This is a genomic window from Ottowia massiliensis, from assembly GCF_900240305.1.
GTDB lineage: Bacteria > Pseudomonadota > Gammaproteobacteria > Burkholderiales > Burkholderiaceae_C > Ottowia > Ottowia massiliensis.
This window is the reverse complement of the sequence record NZ_LT964854.1, coordinates 2,310,089-2,328,908: the sequence shown is the minus strand read 5'-3', so window position 1 is coordinate 2,328,908 and position 18,820 is coordinate 2,310,089. Positions and strand designations below refer to the sequence as shown.

General features: G+C 66.9%; 12 protein-coding genes. 7 read left to right on the top strand and 5 right to left on the bottom strand.

Going from position 1 to position 18,820, the window contains the following annotated elements:
• Nucleotides 1-116 precede the first annotated feature (116 nt).
• From C1720_RS10395 to C1720_RS10380, 4 genes are all read left to right on the top strand, one after another.
• Nucleotides 117-935: a segregation and condensation protein A gene (locus tag C1720_RS10395; RefSeq protein WP_050716326.1), complete on the top strand. Its 819-nt coding sequence runs from the start codon at nucleotides 117-119 to the stop codon at nucleotides 933-935.
• 164 nt (nucleotides 936-1,099) lie between these two features.
• A complete protein-coding gene (locus C1720_RS10390) occupies nucleotides 1,100-1,681 on the top strand; it encodes an NUDIX hydrolase (RefSeq protein WP_233199930.1) in 582 nt (193 codons plus the stop codon).
• Nucleotides 1,678-2,496, top strand: a complete 819-nt coding sequence (gene aat / locus C1720_RS10385; RefSeq protein WP_102284148.1) for a leucyl/phenylalanyl-tRNA--protein transferase — start codon at nucleotides 1,678-1,680, stop codon at nucleotides 2,494-2,496. The genes C1720_RS10390 and aat overlap by 4 nt, the downstream gene beginning before the upstream one ends.
• Nucleotides 2,484-3,260 (top strand): arginyltransferase, encoded by a 777-nt coding sequence (locus C1720_RS10380; RefSeq protein ID WP_102284147.1) that lies wholly within the window; start codon nucleotides 2,484-2,486, stop codon nucleotides 3,258-3,260. The genes aat and C1720_RS10380 overlap by 13 nt, the downstream gene beginning before the upstream one ends.
• Nucleotides 3,261-3,738: 478 nt before the next feature.
• On the opposite strand, the gene purH is transcribed toward C1720_RS10380, so the two are convergent.
• From purH to C1720_RS10355, 4 genes are all read right to left on the bottom strand, one after another.
• Nucleotides 3,739-5,376 (bottom strand): bifunctional phosphoribosylaminoimidazolecarboxamide formyltransferase/IMP cyclohydrolase, encoded by a 1,638-nt coding sequence (gene purH, locus C1720_RS10375; protein WP_102284146.1) that lies wholly within the window; start codon nucleotides 5,374-5,376, stop codon nucleotides 3,739-3,741.
• Between the two features lie 256 nt (nucleotides 5,377-5,632).
• On the bottom strand, nucleotides 5,633-5,866 hold the full coding sequence (locus C1720_RS10370) for a helix-turn-helix domain-containing protein (protein WP_050714428.1): 234 nt from the start codon (nucleotides 5,864-5,866) through the stop codon (nucleotides 5,633-5,635).
• A 74-nt stretch (nucleotides 5,867-5,940) separates the two neighbouring features.
• The gene (gene dusB, locus C1720_RS10365) at nucleotides 5,941-6,966 is read right to left on the bottom strand and encodes a tRNA dihydrouridine synthase DusB (protein ID WP_102284145.1); all 1,026 of its coding nucleotides are present in this window, start codon (nucleotides 6,964-6,966) and stop codon (nucleotides 5,941-5,943) included.
• A 652-nt stretch (nucleotides 6,967-7,618) separates the two neighbouring features.
• Nucleotides 7,619-7,900: a hypothetical protein gene (locus C1720_RS10355; protein ID WP_102284143.1), complete on the bottom strand. Its 282-nt coding sequence runs from the start codon at nucleotides 7,898-7,900 to the stop codon at nucleotides 7,619-7,621.
• Here C1720_RS10355 and C1720_RS13180 point away from each other — a divergent pair.
• A complete protein-coding gene (locus C1720_RS13180) occupies nucleotides 7,899-8,189 on the top strand; it encodes a hypothetical protein (protein ID WP_146006984.1) in 291 nt (96 codons plus the stop codon). The genes C1720_RS10355 and C1720_RS13180 overlap by 2 nt on opposite strands.
• On the opposite strand, the gene C1720_RS10350 is transcribed toward C1720_RS13180, so the two are convergent.
• Nucleotides 8,132-14,146, bottom strand: a complete 6,015-nt coding sequence (locus C1720_RS10350) for an alpha-2-macroglobulin family protein (protein WP_102284142.1) — start codon at nucleotides 14,144-14,146, stop codon at nucleotides 8,132-8,134. The genes C1720_RS13180 and C1720_RS10350 overlap by 58 nt on opposite strands.
• 577 nt (nucleotides 14,147-14,723) lie before the next feature.
• Between C1720_RS10350 and ptsP the strand changes: the two genes are divergently transcribed.
• Nucleotides 14,724-17,276, top strand: a complete 2,553-nt coding sequence (ptsP, locus tag C1720_RS10345) for a phosphoenolpyruvate--protein phosphotransferase (protein ID WP_102284141.1) — start codon at nucleotides 14,724-14,726, stop codon at nucleotides 17,274-17,276.
• 57 nt (nucleotides 17,277-17,333) lie between these two features.
• Nucleotides 17,334-18,764: a phospholipid carrier-dependent glycosyltransferase gene (locus C1720_RS10340; protein ID WP_102284140.1), complete on the top strand. Its 1,431-nt coding sequence runs from the start codon at nucleotides 17,334-17,336 to the stop codon at nucleotides 18,762-18,764.
• Nucleotides 18,765-18,820: the final 56 nt, after the last annotated feature.

Sequence of the window (18,820 nt, the reverse complement as noted above, 5' to 3'; positions counted from 1 at the left end):
CATGCCAGCTCGCGCCGCTCCTTTCATATTGAAAAAGCCCGCTGGCCCCCGTGGAATGGGCGCGAGCCGCTATCAAAACCGCAGCAACAACCGCCGCCGTGCAGCCTGCCAACACCTTGCCTGAAACGCACGCGCGGCCCGCCCCGCCGGAGGCAGACGCCAGCCTGGCCGTGGCGCGCCTTTATGGCGAGCCGCTGCTCGCGCTGCCGCAAGACCTGTACATCCCGCCAGACGCGCTGGAAGTCTTTCTCGAAGCCTTTGAAGGCCCGCTTGACCTGCTGCTCTACCTCATACGGCGGCAGAACTTCAACATTCTTGACATCCCGATGGCCGCCGTCACGCGGCAATACCTGGGCTACGTGGAAGAAATCCGCAACCGCAATCTGGAGCTGGCGGCCGAATACCTGCTCATGGCTGCCACGCTGATTGAAATCAAGTCGCGCATGCTGTTGCCGCCCGTGAAAACGGCAGATGACCAAGAGCCTGAAGACCCGCGCGCCGCGCTGGTGCGCCGCCTGCTTGAATACGAGCGCATCAAGCTCGCCGCCGCGCGGCTGGGCGAGGTGGCGCAGCGCGACTTCATCACCGCCCAAATCCACGTGGAGCAGGCGCTGGATCCGGACTTCGCGCAGGTGGACCCGGCTGACTTGCAGCAGGCCTGGCGCGCCATCCTGCGCCGCGCGCGTCTGGTGCAAAGCCACCGCATCACCCGCGAAGAACTCAGCGTGCGCGAGCACATGAGCCTGGTGCTCAAAAAGCTGCAAGGCCGGCGCTTTGCCCCGTTTGAAGAACTGTTTGACCTCACGCGCGGCGCTCCCGTGCTTGTGGTCACCTTCATCGCCTTGCTGGAACTGGCCAAGGAGGCGCTGGTGGAAATCACGCAAGCCGAAGCCTACGCGCCCATTTACGTGCGCCTGGCATTCACGCCCGCCTGAAAACCTGCTCACGAAGTCCATTCGTGATTGTGAAAAGCGCGGATCCGGGCGACCTGCTGCGTTGCAAATCTTCGCTGAGCCACACCAGGCAGACTCTGAACAGCCTCTCAGCCCTGGTTCCAGAGCGGCATGTCAGACCGGGGCGCAAAGGCACAATGCGGCTCATGCCCGCTTCTGCCATTCATTACTGCCGCCGCTGTGGCGCGCCGACCGCCAGGCGTCTGCCGGATGATGGCGACACGCGCCTGCGCGATGTGTGCACGGCCTGCGGTCTGGTGCATTACCAGAACCCGCTGCTGGTAGTGGGCACGCTGCCTTTCGCGCCAGATGGGCGCGTGCTGCTGTGCCAGCGCGATATAGAGCCGCGCAAAGGGCTGTGGACGCTGCCGGCAGGGTTCATGGAGCTGGGCGAGACGCTGCGCGGCGGCGCGCTGCGTGAAACCGGCGAGGAAGCCGCGCTGGAGGCAAGGCGGCATGTGCGCCCGGGGGCGCTGTTTTCCGTGATCAGCGTGCCGCGAGTGGGACAGGTACACGTGTTTTACCTGGCCCCGCTGCTGGAGGAATGCCTGCGGCAGGGCCTGCCCGGCGGCTTCGGGCATGAAACGCGGCAAACGCGCCTGTTTGCCGAAAGCCAGGTGCCCTGGCCGCAACTGGCCTTTGAGACGGTGCGGCTGACGTTGCAGCATTTTTTTGACGACTGGCGCGTAGGCCGCTTGGGTGTGCATGAGCAGGAGCTGCCGTCATGAGCGGGCCGGGCGCTGAAGGCGCGCGCGGCTTGCCGCCGCTGGCGGCGCTCAAGCCGGGCGATGCGTTTCCGCCGCTGGAAGCGGCCTGGCCCGCCGACTCGCCCGCGCCGGGGCTGCTGGCGGTGGGCGGCGCGCTGGATGCGGCGACGCTGCGGCGCGCTTACGCGGCGGCCATCTTTCCGTGGTTCGCGCCGGGCGAGCCGCTGCTGTGGTGGAGTCCGCAGCCGCGCATGGCGCTGGCCGTGGAGCGCTTCCGGCTGCACCGCTCGCTGAAGCAGGCCCTCAAGCGATTTCTGGCCGCGCCAGCGTGCGAAGTGCGGTTTGACAGCGCCTTCGGCCGGGTCATCCGCGCCTGTGCGACCGTGCCGCGCCCGGGGCAGTCGGGCACATGGATCACGCCGCAAATGGTGGCCGCCTACGAAGAGCTGCACGCGCAGCAGCTGGCGCACAGCGTGGAGGTGTGGGCCGGAGGCCGCCTGCTGGCGGGGCTGTATCTGGTGGCGCTGGGGCGGGCGGTGTTTGGCGAATCCATGTTCACCCGGGTCACGGACGGCTCCAAGATCGCGCTGGCGGCGCTGGTGGCCTTTTGCCGCACCCACGCGCTGCCGCTGATTGACTGCCAGCAAAACACCCGCCATCTGGCCTCGCTGGGCGCTGCGCCCATGCCGCGCGCGGACTTCGCGGCGCAAGTGGCGCTTTTGGCGGCGCAGCCCGGCCCCGCCTGGCGCTTTTCGCCCTCATGCTGGAGCGCGCTGGGTCTGAACAGTGCAAACAGCGGCAAAGACGATGGCAGGGAGACGCCGTGGCGCACCTGAAAGAGCTGCCGTTTCAGGCCATCCGCTTTTACGTCACCGCGCCGTATCCGTGCGGCTACCTGCCCGATCAAATGGCGCGCTCGCAAGTGGCCACGCCCAGCCATCTGGTGCAGGGCGAGGCTTATTCGGAGCTGGTGCAGCTGGGCTTTCGCCGCAGCGGCCTGTTCGCCTACCGCCCGCACTGCGACCAGTGCCAGGCCTGCAAGCCCTTGCGCGTGCGCGTGGCTGATTTTTCGCCCAGCCGCAGCCAGCGCCGCGCCCAGCAGCGGCACGCCAGCTTGCGCGCGCGGGTGCTGCAGCCGGGCTTCGTGCCGGAGCACTACGCGCTGTACCGGCGCTACCAGGCCAGCCGCCACACGGGCGGCGGCATGGATGTGGATGACGCGCAGCAATACACGCAATTTCTGCTGCACAGCCACGTGAACACGCGGCTGGTGGAGTTTCGCGAGGGCGGCGAGCCAGGCGAGGGCGAGCCGGATGGGCCGCAGACTGGAGCGCTGCGCATGGTGTCGGTGGTGGATGTGCTCAAGGACGGGCTTTCAGCCGTCTATACCTTCTACGAGCCTGACACGCCCCACGCCAGCTATGGCACCTATGGCGTGCTCTGGCAAATCGCCCAGGCCCACACGCTGGGCCTGCCCTACGTGTATCTGGGCTACTGGATCGCCCAGAACCGCAAGATGGCCTACAAAACGCAGTTTCGCCCTTGCGAAATCCTGACGCAGGGGCGCTGGCAGGAAGCGCCTGCGGTGGCAGCGGGCTAGCGCTGCGCCAGGGAATGCGGGCCTTCCGCTTTGCTTTGGCACCTGATAACGCCGCCGCGGCAGAGGGCCGGCCGCCCCGTTTCCCATCCTGGCCCGCTCCTGCCTCCAATCTGCCGCAGTCCGCTCATGAGTGGCAAAAGGCCGGAGCATGCAGGGCGGCAGGCGGTTTTTTTGCTCTCATGTCAATAGCACGACGTCCTAGTGGAATGAGCGCGAGTGCCATTTTCATACCCCCTGAATCCGCTCCTGTTTTTAGTAAACAGCCCCGGCGCTGGCGAACGGCAGAAGGCGCATCTGGCCGCGCGCCTGGTCTTGAAAGGCCCCTGACGCCCAGACTTTGAACAGCCTCTGAGGGGCTGCCGCGCATCGGCCGGGCCGTTGTCCGTTCGACTGCCCGGCAGAGAGTCGCCACGCTTGCAACGCCGCAGGCCGCCCGAGTCCGCGCTTTTCGCCCCACGGGCGGATTTGAAGCCCGCTTTCAATGCCTGAAGTGGCGCACGCCGGTGAAGACCATGGCGATGCCGCGTTCGTTGGCGGCGGCGATGACTTCGGCGTCGCGGATGGAGCCGCCGGGCTGGATGACGCAGGCTGCGCCGGCGTCGGCCAGTACGTCCAGGCCGTCGCGGAACGGGAAGAAGGCGTCGCTGGCGGCTGCGGCGCCGGTCAGGCTCAGGCCGGCGTTTTGCGCTTTGATGCTGGCGATACGGGCCGAGTCCAGGCGGCTCATCTGGCCTGCGCCGACGCCGACGGTCATGCCATCTTTGCAGAAGACGATGGCGTTGCTTTTGACGTATTGGGCCACTTGCCAGGCAAAGAGCAGGTCTTGCATTTGCTGCGGCGTGGGGCGTTTTTCGGTGACGACTTGAAGGTCGGTTTCTTGCAGCCGGTGCTGGTCGGCCGTCTGGATGAGCAGGCCGGAGCCGACGCGCTTGTATTCCAGCGCGCGGGCGGCGGGGGCGGCCTGGGCCGTATCGGCGGGCAGTTCGATTTGCAGCAGGCGCACGTTGGGTTTGGCGGCGAAGACGGCCAGGGCTTCGGGCGTGAAGGCGGGGGCCATGAGCACTTCGACGAATTGCCGGGCGACGTGTTCGGCGGCGGGGCCGTCCAGCGGGCGGTTGAAGGCGATGATGCCGCCGAAGGCGCTGGTGGGGTCGGTTTGCAGGGCTTTGGCGTACGCCTGGCCTGCGCTGGAGGCCACGGCCACGCCGCAGGGGTTGGCGTGTTTGACGATGACGCAGGCCGCTTGCGTGAACTGGCGCACGCATTCCCAGGCGGCGTCGGCGTCGGCGATGTTGTTGTAGGACAGCTCTTTGCCCTGAAGCTGGCGCGCGGTGGCGAGCGTGCCGGGGGCGGGGTGCAGGTCGCGGTAGAAGGCGGCCTGCTGGTGCGGGTTTTCGCCGTAGCGCAGGTCTTGCAGTTTGATGAAGACGGGGTTGGCTTGCGCGGGGAAGGGGGCGCGGACGGGGGCGCTTTGGGCAAATGGGGCAGAGCCGCTTTCGCCCTGGCCCTGGCTGGCGTCAAAGTCCACGCTGGAGAGCCATTCGCTGATGGCTGCGTCGTACTGGGCCACGCGGTTGAAGGCGGCCACGGAGAGGGCAAAGCGCGTTTTGGCGCTGAGCTGGCCGCCGCTGGCGCGCAGCTCTTGCAGCACGGCGGCGTATTGGCTGGCGTGGGTGAGCACGGCCACGTCTTGCCAGTTCTTGGCGGCGCTGCGCACCATGGCGGGGCCGCCGATGTCGATGTTTTCAATGGCCTCGGCCAGCGTGCAGCCGGGGCGGGCCACGGTGGCCTCGAAGGGGTAGAGGTTGATGACGGCCAGGTCAATTGCGCCAATGCCGTGCGCTTGCAGCGCGGCCATGTGCGCGGGCGTGTCGCGCCGGGCCAGCAGGCCGCCGTGGATGGCGGGATGCAGGGTTTTCACGCGGCCATCGAGCATTTCGGGAAAGTGCGTGACTTCGGCCACTTCGGTCACGGGCAGGCCCGCGTCTTTGAGCAGCTTGGCGGTGCCGCCGGTGGACAGCAGGCGAAAGCCCAGCGCGGCCAGCGCTGCGGCGAATTCGGCGATGCCGGTTTTGTCGGATACGGAAATCAGGGCGTTTCGGGCAGTGGTGTTCATGGCAGTGGGGTGGGATGAAAACGAAGGGCGGCCAGGTATTGGACGGGTTCAGAAAAGAGAGCCAATCAAGGGGGGCAGAAAACGGCGTTCGCGCAGATTCCAGCAGGACCTCATGCTATGAATCAAGGAGCGAAAAAAGCCTTTCCAGACCGCCTGATGAATCGCCTGATGAATGCGCCAGCGAATGCGCGGACGAACGCGCGAACCAACTCGCGCGGGCAGGCTCGGCCCCGGCAGGCAGCGCGAGCGGGCCGCCTCAAAGCAGCTTGTGCTCCAGCAGCTTTTTGCGCAGCGTGTTGCGGTTCAGCCCCAGCCACTGGGCGGCGCGGCTTTGGTTGTTGTTGGCGCGGCGCATGACCACTTCCAGCAGGGGCGATTCCACGCTTTTGATCAGCATGTCATACATGTTGTGCGGCTCCACGCCATGCAAGTCATGGAAATAGGCTTCCAGGCTCTCGCGCACGCAGGCATCAAGATGGGTTTGGCTCATGGGTGTGATGGAAATGACAGAAAAAATGAAAAAAGCGCCGCAGCGGCCAGCCAGCCCGCTGCGGCCTGCCGCCCTCAGGCCACCTGGCTCCTGATGGGCGCTTCGCCTGGCAGGCGCTCGTGGCGCTCGGCCAGCAGCATCAGAAAGTCGGCCACCGCCTGCCACTGCCGCAAGGCGCTGGCCTCGGGCATGAGCGACTGCACAAAGGCGTCGCCCCCCGGCAGGCCGCCCAGCATGCGCTGCAAATGCTTGCGCGCCGAACGCGCGCCCGCCGCCTCGCCATACAGCGCGTAGTGCGCGTGCAGGTGATCCAGCAGCGCGCTGCGCACTTCCAGCGTGAGCGGCGCGGCCAGCTGGCGGCCCGTGGCCAGGTAGTGCGCCACCTGCCGCAGCAGCCAGGGCGCGCGCCAGGCGGCGCGCCCCAGCATCACCGCGTCGGCCCGCGTGGCAGCCAGCACGGCGGCGGCCTTTTCGGGCGAATCAATGTCGCCATTGGCCACCACCGGCACGCGCACGGCGGCCTTGACGGCGGCAATGGTTTCGTACTCCGCCTCGCCCGCGTAGCCCTGCTCGCGCGTGCGGCCATGCACCGTGATCATCTGCACGCCCGCGCCCTCGGCGGCGCACGCCAGCGAAACGGCGTTGCGCTGCGCCGCGCTCCAGCCCGTGCGCATCTTCAGCGTGACCGGCACGCCCTGCGGCGCGCAAGCGGCCACCACGGCCTCGATGATGCGCAGCGCCAGCGCCTCGTTCTGCATCAGTGCGCTGCCCGACCACTGGCTGCACACCTTGCGCGCCGGGCAGCCCATGTTGATGTCAATCACCTGCGCGCCGCGCGCCACGTTCCAGGCCGCGCTCTCGGCCATGGCCGCCGCATCAGCCCCCACGATTTGCACCGCAAAGGGGCCAGGCTCGCCCTCATGGCGGCCGCGCAGGCGGCTCTTGGCCGTGCCGCGCAAATCAGGCCGCGCCGCCACCATCTCCGCCACCGCGTAGCCTGCCCCGAAGCGGCGGCAAAGCTGGCGGAAAGGCCGGTCGGTCACCCCCGCCATCGGCGCCACGAACACGGCATTGGGCAGCGCGTGCGGCCCAATGCGCATGGCCGTCGGCAATGGCGAAAAGTGTGAAAAAGTTGTCATGGCAACAAAGAGCAAGCGCGGGATTCTAGCTGCCGCAAAAAAAGGCATCCGGTGAAAACCTGTTTACGCCCGCTCTTGAACAGCCCCTGCCAGCAGGCGCGCAGCCAGGAACGCCAAGAAAGGCTGCGGGCCGCCCTGCTCCTGCCTGGCCGCATCAAAAACAGAAGCGAATATGAAGGGCCTGAAATGCCGCCCTGCGCTTATTCCACTAGGACCTATTGCTATGAATAGATGAGCTTGATGACACTGCTTCCGTCATGCATGCCCCCGCTCACGCCTGGCCCGCTCCAGCACGAAAAACAGCCAAACGGCGGGCAGCCCCGCCGCAGCGCCCAATGCCAGCCAGAGCCAGCGATGGCGCCCGGCATACCGCCACAGCCAGAAGCCGCAAACGGCCTGATAGGCGTGATCGATGGCAAAAGCCGCTTGCGCCCCCAATGCGCCGTTTCTGAGTGAAAAAAGACCCTGCGCAAAACCACGGCAAGCACAAAAGCCGCCGCCAGCCAGAGCAAAGGGCGCTCGCCGTGCTGGTTCAGCCACTGGCGCATGTCACTTCTCGCAATCGGGGTGAAAGGCTGTCGATGACGGCTTGGGCCGATGGGGCGGCCGTGCCTCATTGAACAAAACAAAAAGCGCCACGCCCATCAAATCGGCAAACAGCCCGAATGCGGCCCAAAGCCAGTGATGCCCCGGCGATGCCCGCCCTGCGCTTTTCAAAAGCCAGGCCGCGCAAATACACAAGCAAAGAGACGTATGGAAAGGCCGCCGCTTTTTCGCCGCCTTCAAATGCAGGCGCAAAAGTAAATGCCAGCATCGCGCCATGCTCCACCACGCTGGCCGCCACATACGCTGCGGCAAGCCAGACAAAATCATATTCACCGTATTCTTTTGACATGGTTTATTATCTTTCGGCCATTTCATCAAATCATTTTGTCTTCAGGCTTGAATATCGACTGGCGCGCCTTCATGGCGTTTCAAAAAATCATTTTCTCCTGCCTGAATCAAACTTGTCTCGCGCCATTTTTAAAACAGCCATGCATGGCATACAAAGTGAAAAAAAGCGGGTTGCAGACCCGTCCGTAACCCGCTTTTCGCCATTTTTCCATTCAGGCGGCGCTGATGCCCGTTACGGCCGCACCTGCACCGGCGCGTTGGGCGCTTCGCCGAACATTTCGGGGGCGTAGAGGGCTTCGACGCGGGTGGGGGGCAGGTTGAAGACGCCGGGGTTGTTCAGGCGCACGGTGTATTCCATCTTCAGTTTGCCTTTGGGCAGGTATTCGTAGTAGGCGCGGAAGGCCTCGAAGCTGCGCTCTTCGTAGGCGAGCCAGCCCCAGCCTTCGGATTTTTCGCCGCTGGAGGCAATGGCCGAGTCGCGCCCCAGGCCGCTGCCGAGGATGGTGGCGCCGCCGGGCACGGGGTCGGTGATGGCGACCCAGGTCATGTCGGCGCTGGCATTGACTTCCAGCGTGACGCGCAGGATGTCGCCGCGCGAGTAGTGGCCCGCCGGCAGGCTCTTGTCGGCCTGCTCAAGGGGGGTGACGCTGCGCTTGATCTGGTAGCCCGCCGCGAAGGGGGCTTTCAGGGGCACGGCGGCCAGCGATTGCAGGGTGAGCCAGGGGCTGCCGCTGCCTTCGTGGGTGACGGCCAGCTCGCTCTTGCCAGCTGGCTGGCCCGCCTGCTGACCCGTCTTTTGCGGCCAGGGCAGCTGCATGGTGTTGTTCACGTAGAGGCCGGGGCTGGCGGGCGCGCCGGAGTAGCTCAGGCGGGAGTTGGCGTGGTCCACGCCTTCTTCCTTGGGCGCAGGGCGCACTTCGTTCCAGTCCACCTGGGCTTTTTCGCCGCCAAGGCTGGCGCGGGTGATGCCGCTGACGGGGGCGGATTCGCGCGCGCGGGCGAATTGCTCGATGGCGAAGCTGCCCCAGAGGTTGGCGGTGGTGGTGTGCCAGGCGCCGCTTTGCTGGCGCTGGATGAAGCCGTTGATGAGACGGCCCATGTCGTCATGCCATTCGGGGTCGTCCAGCACGGTGAGCAGCAGGCGGGCGGTGTTCACGTCGCCGCCGGCCATGAACCACCACCAGTCGTCGTCTTTTTCGGCGCTGAAGATCAGGCGCGAGCCTTGCCATGACAGGCGCGAGCGCAGGATTTGCATGGCTTCTTCCAGCTTTTGCGGCTGGGCCGGAATGCCCTTGACGCGGCGCAGCACGTTCACCCAGTCAATGACGGCGCTGGTGGGCCACTGGTTGGGGGCGATGGTGATGCTCTCCAGCATGGCGGCGCGCGCGGCGCCGTAGCGCGAGAGGGCTTCGATGGCGGCGAGCTTGAGCACGTCCAGGTCTTTGCGGGGCGACCAGTAGCGGCGCGTGATGCGGCCTTCGACGAAGGCGGCCAGGCCGTCCAGCATGGGCTGGCGCACGTCTTCAGGCAGGGCGTATTGCGGCTCGATGCGGCTGGCTTCGTGGGTGGCGGCCAGCATCCACGCGGTGAGGATGGGGCTGCCTTTGTCTTCCTGGCTGCTGCGCGGCGGGAAGTAGTAGAGCAGGCCGTCGCCGTCCATGTAGGAGGGCATTTGCGCTGCCACGCTGCGCCACTGCACTTCGTCGCGCATGCCAATGGCCTTGCTGGTCTGCTGCTCCAGGCAGGAGTAGGGGTAGGCGGCAAACCAGTCGTTGATGGCGGGCAGGCCATCGGCCAGCTTCGGTTGCAGGGCCAGGCGCAGCCCGCCACGGCCCGGCAGGGCGTCGGCGGGCGGGGCCACGGGCAGGGTGTAGGGTTTTTCAAGCTGCACGAGGGTGGCCTGCTGCACCGTCACGGGCACGGCGGGCACGACGCGCTGGCTGACTTTCAGGGCGTCGCTGGCGCTGCCGTTTTCATCCTTGGCGCTGATTTTCCAAGTGATTTCCTGCGCGCCGGGCACGCCCATGTGCGGCGGGGCGGTGACTTGCCAGCGGGCTTCGCTCGCCTGGCCAGCGGGTATTTCCAGCGTTTGCGCTTCGGTTTGCAGCGGGGCGGCTTCGGCCCGCACCTGCACTTTCATGGGCTTGTCCGTGGTGTTGCGCAGGGTGAAGGCGGCTTCGTACGCATCGCCGCCGCGCACCAGGGGCGGCAGGCCGCTGATGATTTGCAAATCTTGCGTGACGCGCACGCTGGTTTTGCCGGTGCCAAAGCGGTTGGCGCCGCTGTCGGCCACGGCCACGATCTGGAAGGTGGTGAGCGCGTCATTGAGCGGCACGTCCACGATGGCCTGGCCGTTGGCGTCCAGCTCCACGTCAGGCTTCCACAAAAGCAGGGTGTCGAGCAGCTCGCGCACGGGCGCGCCGCCCGCGCCGTCGCCGCCGGGGGGCGCGGCCTTGCGGCCATAGTGGCGGCGGCCCACGATTTCCATTTGCGCGGTGGCCGTTTCCACGTCCCAGGAGCGGCGCCGGAGCATGGCTTCCAGCAGGTTCCAGCTGGTGTTGGGCATGAGTTCAAGCAGCGCCTTGTCCACGGCGGCCACGGCCACCCGGGCCTGGGCAGCGGGCTGGCCGCCGGGCAGCTTGGCCTCAACGCGCACGCGGGCCGTGCCGCGCGGGGCGTAAACCGTCTTGTCGGCTTCCACGCCCACGTGCATGCGGTAGTTTTGCTCGCCCACGCGGATTTCGGCCATGCCGAAGCGGTAGGTGGGCTTGCTCAGGTCCACCAGCGCGGTGGGCGGGGCGAAGTCGCCGTCTTTGTTGCGGAAGGCTCTCCACCACTGGATGGGGCTTTTGAAGCCCCAGGTGAAAAAGCTGTACCAAGGCACTTCATACAGCCGCCCGCGCAGCGCCAGCACGCTCACGTAGACGTTAGGCCCCCAGTTTTCGCCCACTTTCAGGCTGATGGTGGGGTCGTCGCCGCTGAGCTGCACCACTTGCGTCTGCACGATGCCTTCGCGCTCCACGGCCACCAGCGCGGTGGCCTTGCGGAAGGGCATGCGCACCTGAAAGCGCGCGGTGTCGCCCGCGTTGTAGCGTTTTTGCTCGGGCAGCACGTCCATGCGGTCGTTGTTTTCGCCGTCAAACCACAGTTCGCCCTGGCGCGTGACCCACACGCTTTGCGCGGCCTCGGCCTTGCGGCCCGCTTCGTCAGCCGCGCTGGCCACCAGTTCGATGCGGCCGGGCTGCGCCAGCTTCACATCGCAGTGCAGCAGGCCGCGCGCGTCGGTCTTGCCGCTGCACAGCGCGCCCAGGTCATGCGTTTCGTGGTGGTGGTCGTAGGCATAGAAGCCGCCTACCAGCCGCTTGCGCGTGGTGGTGGTGGTGTGCGCCACGGCGCGCACGGTCATGGCCGCGCCCGCCTTGGGCTTGCCTTGCAGATCGAGCGCCAGCGCCTGCAATTTCAGGTTTTTGTCCACGGAAACCCAGCTGTCGGCGCGCAGGCCGGCCACCACGGCGGCGGGCCACAAGGTTTGCGTCTGGCTCAGGGTCTGGGTTTCGCCATTGGGGTCGGCGTAGGTGGCTTCCAGCAGCAGCTCGCGCGGGCGGCTGGAGGCGGGCAGCTTGGCGAGCACCAGGCGCCCCGCGCCTTGCGCGTCCAGCGTGAGCGGCTGCTTGTCGGCCACGAGCTTCTGGCTGGCGGAGCTGGGCGCATCGCTGTCATCGCCGTCATCGTCCACGCGGGTTTCGCTGCTGCGGCGCCCGTCGGGCGAGGTGAAGCTGAAGCTGTCGTAGTCGCCAAAGTGCGGCGCAATGTCCTTGACGGCCGCCGACACCTGCACGGGCAGGTGCGCCGCCGCGCCGCCAGCCACGTAGCTCACTTGCACCTGCACGGGCACGTCTGCGGTGGCGATCAGGGCGTTTTCGTCGGCCACGGCCACGCTGCCGCGATACACGGGCAGGCGGAACTCTTCCACGCGGAAGGAGCCGGCGGAATGGCCGCCACTGTCGTCATCATCGCCGCCGCCTGCGCCAAGCGTGATGCGGTACACGCCCAGCTTGGCGTTTTTGGGCACGGCGAACTGGCTGGCGGCGCTGCGGCCGCCCGTGGGGGTGTCGCGCCAGTTCAGCTCCTGCGTGTATTCCTGCCCGCTGCCCACGTGGGTGATGGTCAGCGTGCGCGGCATGCTGTTGGCGGGCGGCAGCGCCAGCGTGCCTTTTTCGGGGCTGACGGACTGGCGCAGGTAGTGCTTCATCGACACCGTTTCGCCCGCGCGCACGAGCGTGCGGTCCAGCACGGTGTGCGCCACTTCGGCGGACGCGCCGCCGTCGCGGCCCGTGGGCGCGTTGAAGCGCCAGGGTTCAATGCCCCGGTTCCAGTTGCTCCAGACAAAAGCCATGTCTTGCTCGCTGCCTTCGCCGCTGCGCGCGCTGATGAAGTAGCCGCGCGTGCTTTCGGGCACGCGCCATTCATGCGCGCAGGGGCTGGATTGAGTGACTTCCGGCAGGCGCGCCAGGCCCTGCGCGTCGGTCACGGCCCGCGCCACGGGCTTGCCGTAGCAGTCCGACACGTTCACCTGCGCGCCCGCCACGGGCTGGCCGTGATCGAGCGTGGTCACCCAGGCCAGCGAGCCTTCCGGACTCCACTTGAAATGCACGGCCAGGTTGGTCACCAGCGCAGAGGTGCGCACATACATGGTGCGCTGCGGCCCGTAGCCTTCGTCCAGCAGGGCCTGGCCCAGCTGGCGCGAGGCGATTTCCAGCACGTGAAAGCCGGGGGTCAGCGGAATGCCCACCACCTCGAAGGGCCGCGTGTCGCCCTCTTGCGTGCCGGGCAGCGGCTGCGTTTGCGCGTCCGCGCGGCCTTCCAGCAGCGAGATGGCCCGCGTTTCCACATAGTTCTCCGAATACGGCGAATCCTTCAGCGGCGGCGGCAGCGTGCCCCGCACCACTTGCGCGGCCTTTTTGCGCTCGATGGAGGCGTCGTCAAACTCCTCTACCCGGCGCATCCATTCAATGATGTCCGCGTCGCTCTCAAAGCGCGCGCGGCTGATTTGCATGGACTGCACGCCCAGCTGCGGCTCCACGCGCCGCAGCGTCACCGGCAGCAGGGGCGTGCCGTTCGGCCCTTCGGCAAATCGCTCGACGATGCCGAACGTGCCCGCCGCGAACTTGGCCAGCGGCGGCATGGGCGAAGTGCGCACCGTCAGCGGAAAGCTCGCCGCGTTGGCCAGCGGGCGGCCGCTGTCGTCTTTCAAATCGGCAGGCAGCGTGAGCGTGTAGGTGGCGCTTTCGGCCAGCGGGGCAGGAAATTTCAGGCTGTCCAGCAAATCATCCGGATCGCCTTTTTCGTTGAACTCGGGCGCGATTTCGCCTTTGTCCGAAGTCAGCCGCGCCTGCTGGAGCAGGCGGCGCGGCGCGCTGGCCGAAAAATCCAGCGTCACCGGCCGCAGGGGCATGCACGCGGCCTGCGCGTTCTCGCGCTCGCAGCTCATGCTGGCCTGAAACAGCGGGCGCACCTCGTATTCAAAGCGGCGCTCCACCGTGTTGGGTATGCCGCTGGGCGTGGCCACGCCCTTGCCGTACACCAGCTCCACCTTCGTTTCCGGCGTGAGCCGCCGCTGGCACTGCATCACAAAAACCGTGCCCGGCTTCTTTTCATCACGCTGGCTCCAGTCCAGCTCCTTGAGCAGCGCCGCGCGGTCCGCGCCCGTGATGAGCTTCACCGGCACGCGCTCGCCCACGCCTTCAGCGCTGCACCACACGTGGGCCTGCACGCTCTCCGGCGTGGCCGCGCCGTTGAGCGCCAGCACGAAATGCTGGTCTTCATCCACCTTGCGCCAGGTGCCGGGGAGCACGTCCCGAACGATCGGGCCACCCGTGTGAAAGGCGTAGCTGCTCTTGCCCTCCAGCGCCGAGCCGTCGGCTGCCTTGAAGCCCGCCGCCGCCTTGAGCGTGCAGCGCGTGCCCGGCGGCAGATCGTCTTCAAAGTCGTACACCCACTCGCGCGCGCCCGTCCAGCGCCCTTCGCCCTTTTGCGCCTGGGCGTCATTGCAGGCCAGCGTGAACGGCGCGGCCAGCTTGGCATCGCCAAACGCCACCGCATTCGTCTTGAACCTGACCACCACCTGCCGCACCCGCGACACCTCGCCCTGCGGCGAAACGCTGGCCACGGCCAGCGCATGGGCCTGCCCCGCCAGCGCCAGAGCAGAACAAAGAAGGGAAAGACGGAACCAGACAGAACGTTTCATGGCGGCGAAAAGTGTGAAAAAAGACCCCTGGAAGCGACAAATCCGCATTGTGCCCAATACCCTCGCGCCCACTTTGCTTTGCCTCATGTTTTCAGAATCTGTTCGGAGTCTGGCCGTGAGGGGCGACACCCCGGAAATCAGGATGGGCTGCAAGGTGCAAACCGCAGGCGGGCCTTGCAGCCCCATTGCAGCCCAGCGAAGATTTGCAAGGTCGCAGAGCGCCTTGAGGCCGTGCTTTTCGCACCCACGGCAGAGATTGTGAACAGGCTCTCAGGCTTTTCCGGCGAGGCTCATCCGCCTTCAGCGCCCGCTGCCAGCGCTGGCCGCACAGGCGGAAAAAGCGGGGCCAGGCATGTGCGAGGGCAAAAAGCGGAGCGCACCATTCCGCCCTCTGTTTCGCTCCTCTATCCATAGCATGACGTCCTAGTGGAAACTGCGCAGGAAGGCATTTAGATATACCTGAATTCGCTCCTTTTTTTGATGTCTCCGGCGCCCTGCCCTGCGGCTAGACTGCGCGGCCATCACACGCGCCGCTCAGAAGAACTTCAGATTCAGAAGCACATTCAGGAAAAACGCCATGCCCGAAGCCCTCATCCGCCCCGAACTGGTTCAACTGGGCGCCGCGCCCGCCGACAAGACCGCCGCCATCCGGCAGGCGGGGCAGTTGCTGGTGGCCGCCGGCTGCATCGCCCCGGCCTATGTGCAAAGCCTGCTGGCGCGCGAGCAGACGGCCAACACCTATCTGGGCAGCGGCGTGGCCATTCCGCACGGGCAGATTGCCGACCGGCACCTGATCGAGCGCACCGGCATCGCCGTGCTGCAAGTGCCCGGCGGCGTGGAGTGGAACGCGGGGCAGCGCGCCACGCTCATCTTCGCCATTGCCGCGCAGTCTGACGAGCACCTGGCGCTGCTGCGGCGCCTGACGCGCCTGCTGCAAGACGAGGCCACGCTGCAAAAGCTGGCCTGCACGGCAGATGCGGGCGACATCCTGCGCGCGCTGGAGCTGCCTGCTGCACCTGCCGCCGCCGCTGACGCCGCTGCCCAAGCCCCGGCCGGCGACTACGCGCAAGGCTTTGACTGGCGCATGCCCTATCCCAACGGCCTGCACGCGCGCCCCGCCCAGCAGTGGGTGGAAACGGCCCGGCGCTTTGCCGCCAGCGTGCGCGTGCGAAACGGGCAGGAGGCGGGCGACGCCAAAAACCTCATGGCCCTGCTGCAACTGGGCATCGCCCACGGGCAGACCCTTCACGTTTCCGCGCAAGGCGACGATGCCGCCGCCGCCCTGGCAGCGCTGCAAGGCGTGATGAACCGGCTGACCGCCGCCGAAGAGGCCGAGGCCGAAAAAGCCCGCCAGGCCAAGGCGCAAGCGGCCAGCCGCAGCGCCTGGCAGCCTGCGGGCCAGCCGCCGTCGCTGCAAGGCATCAGCGCCAGCCCGGGCCTGGCCATTGGCACGCTGCGCGTGCGCCGCGCCGCCGACATCGCCGTGCCCGACCGCCCGGCCCCGCTGGCCGAAGGCGCTGACGCGCTGGACGAAGCCCTGGCCGCCACCCGCGCCGAGCTGCTGCAACTGGCGCAAGACACCGCCGCGCGCATTGGCAAGGCCGAAGGCGGCATCTTCCGCGCGCAAGCCGAGCTGCTGGGCGACACCGGCCTGATCGCCCAGGCCTGCCAGCGCATGGCGCAAGGCCACGGCGCGGCCTGGAGCTGGCACGAAGCCGTGCAAGCCGCCGCTGGCCAGCTGGCCAGCGTGGGCAGCCCGCTGCTGGCCGCGCGTGCAGCCGATTTGCGCGATGCGGGCCTGCGCGTGCTGCGCAAGCTCGCGCCAGAGCTGGATGTGCCCGGCGGGCAGGAGCAGGGCGGCGAAAACCTCGTCATCGCCGCTGCCGACCTCACCCCGTCAGACACCGCCGCGCTCGATTTGCGCCAGGTGGCGGGCCTGTGCACCGCGCAGGGCGGCCCTTCCTCGCACACCGCCATCATCGCCCGCACGCTGGGCCTGCCCGCCGTGGTGGCCGCAGGCGGCGCCCTGCTCGATGTGCCCGACGGCCAAACCGTGGTGCTGGACGGCGACGGCGCGCGCCTGTATTGGGGGCTGGATGAGGCCGATTTGCAAAGCGCCCGCCAGTGGCGCGACGCGCAGCAGGCGCGCGCCCGCGAAATCGCCCGGCTGGCCCTGCAACCGGCCGCCACGCAAGACGGCGTGCGCGTGGAAGTGGCCGCCAACGTCAATCGCCCCGAACAAGTGCCCGCCGCGCTGGCCGCCGGCGCCGAAGGCGTGGGCCTGATGCGCACCGAATTTCTCTATCTGGAGCGCGACAGCGCCCCCGGCGAAGACGAGCAGTGCGAAACCTACTGCGGCATGGTGCGCGAGCTGGCGGGCCGCCCCCTCATCATCCGCACGCTCGATATCGGCGGCGACAAGCAAGTGCCCTACCTCAACCTGCCGCACGAAGAAAACCCCTTCCTGGGCATACGCGGCAGCCGCCTCATGCTGCGCCGCCCGGATTTGCTGGAGCCGCAGCTGCGTGCCATCTACCGCGCCGCCAAAACCGGGCCGCTTTCCATCATGTTTCCCATGATCACCAGCCTGGCCGAGCTGCGCGCGCTGCGCGCCGAATGCGAACGCATCCGCCAGCAGCTGAACGCGCCCGCCGTGCCCATCGGCATCATGGTGGAAGTGCCCGCAGCGGCCGTCATGGCCGGGCAACTGGCGCTGTATGCCGACTTCTTTTCCATCGGCACCAACGACCTCACGCAATACGTGCTCGCCATCGACCGCCAGCACCCCGAGCTGGCCCGCGAAGCCGACACCCTGCACCCCGCCGTGCTGCGCATGATTCAGCACACCGTGCAAGGCGCACAAGCCGCCACGCAAGCCGGGCGCCCCTGCTGGGTGGGCGTGTGCGGCGGCCTGGCGGGCGACCCGCTCGGCGCGGCCATCCTCACGGGCCTGGGCGTGCGCGAACTCTCCATGAGCCAGCGCGACATTGCCCCCGTCAAGGCCGCCTTGCGCGCCTGCGACAGCGCCCTGCTGGCCGAGCTGGCCCAGCTGGCCCTTGACAGCGCCGACGCCGACAGCGTCCGCGCCCTGGCCGCCAGGCTGCAAGCGCCCAGGCAGGTCAAGCGCTAAGGCACGCAAAAAAACACACGTTTCATATTCGCCCAGCGGCCGCGCCAGATTTTAAAAATGCCATTCAGTCTGAAAACAGAAATAGGGCAGCCCATCCGCCAGCATTGGCGGCAAGGCTGGCCCTGGCTGCTTTTGCTGGCCGTTTCCGCCCTGCTGCATTTATGGCGGCTGGCCGAGCCTGCCGAAGTGGCTTTTGACGAAAGCCTGGTGGGGCGGTTTGCTTCGTATTATTTCAGCGGGGAATATTATTTTGATATTCATCCGCCGCACATGAAGCTCATTTACGCGGCGCTGGGCGCGCTGGCGGGCGTGTCGCAAGGGTTTTCGTTTCATCCGCACGGCCTGCATTATCCGGGCGGTTTTTATTTATGGATGCGCCTGTTTCCGGCGCTGTGCGGCACGGTATTGCCGCTTCTGGTGGCGCGGCTGGCGCTGGATTTTGGCGCGGCGCGGCGCTGGGCCTTGTGCGCGGGCTGGCTGGCGGCGTTTGACACCGTGCTGATGGTGGAATCGCGCTTCATCCTCAACGATATTCCGCTATTGACTTTCGGCCTGGCGGGCTGGTGCGGCATGGCGGCCTGGCGGCGGCAGGGCAAAAAGCGCCATTTGCTGCTGGGCGCGCTGGCGCTGGGGCTGGCCTGCGGCGTGAAGTGGACGGGGCTGGGCTTTGTCGCGCCGGTTCTCGCTGCGCTGGCGCTGGAAGGTTTTCCGGCCATTGGGCCAATCTGGCAAAACATACGGCGGCAATGGCGCGCAAAAACAGGCGCATTTTTGGCAATTGTGGCCGTGATATTGCTGGTGCAAGGCGTCGGATATGCGTTGCATTTTGCGCTGCTGCCCAAGGCGGGGCCGGGCGATGCGTATATGTCTGCTCCCATGCAGCAGCGGCTGAAAGAGCGGCGTGAAAACCCGGCAGGCAGCGACTGGCTTTTCACCCCTTATGCCACGCTGGAGCTGCACCGCGCCATGGCTTCGTATTCCAGCCAGGTTTCAGGGCACCCCTATGCCAGCCCCTGGTACACCTGGCCGTGGGGCTGGCGCGGCATTTTCGTGTGGAGCAGCCAGAACCAGCCGCCGGAGCGCATTTACATGGCGGCCAATATCGCCATTTGGTGGCCGCTGGCTTTGGGAGCGCTGTATTTTCTGGCCGCCCTGCTGCCCTCGCCCTGGCGCGGCGCGAATATGGGCAAACCGGCAGCCCCGCCCGCGCAAAGCGATTATTTGCTGGCGCTGGCGTATCTGGTGAATTTCGCGCCTTTTTTCTTCATTCACCGGCCCATGTTCATTTACCACTATTTTCCGGCGCTGGCCGTCAGTTATGTCATGAGCGCCCGGCTGGCCACCTGCGCGGGCCTTTCGCGGCGCTGGGCATGGTTTTTTGCAGCAGCGGGCCTGCTGGGCTTTTTGTGGCTTGCGCCCGTGGTATATGGCCTGCCCATACAGGCATCCACATTCAATGCGCTGATGCTGTTTGATTCATGGAAATGAAACAGCCCTGCCCCGCCATGCCCGCCCTCTGCCGAAAGCTGGCGGAATCGCCTCAA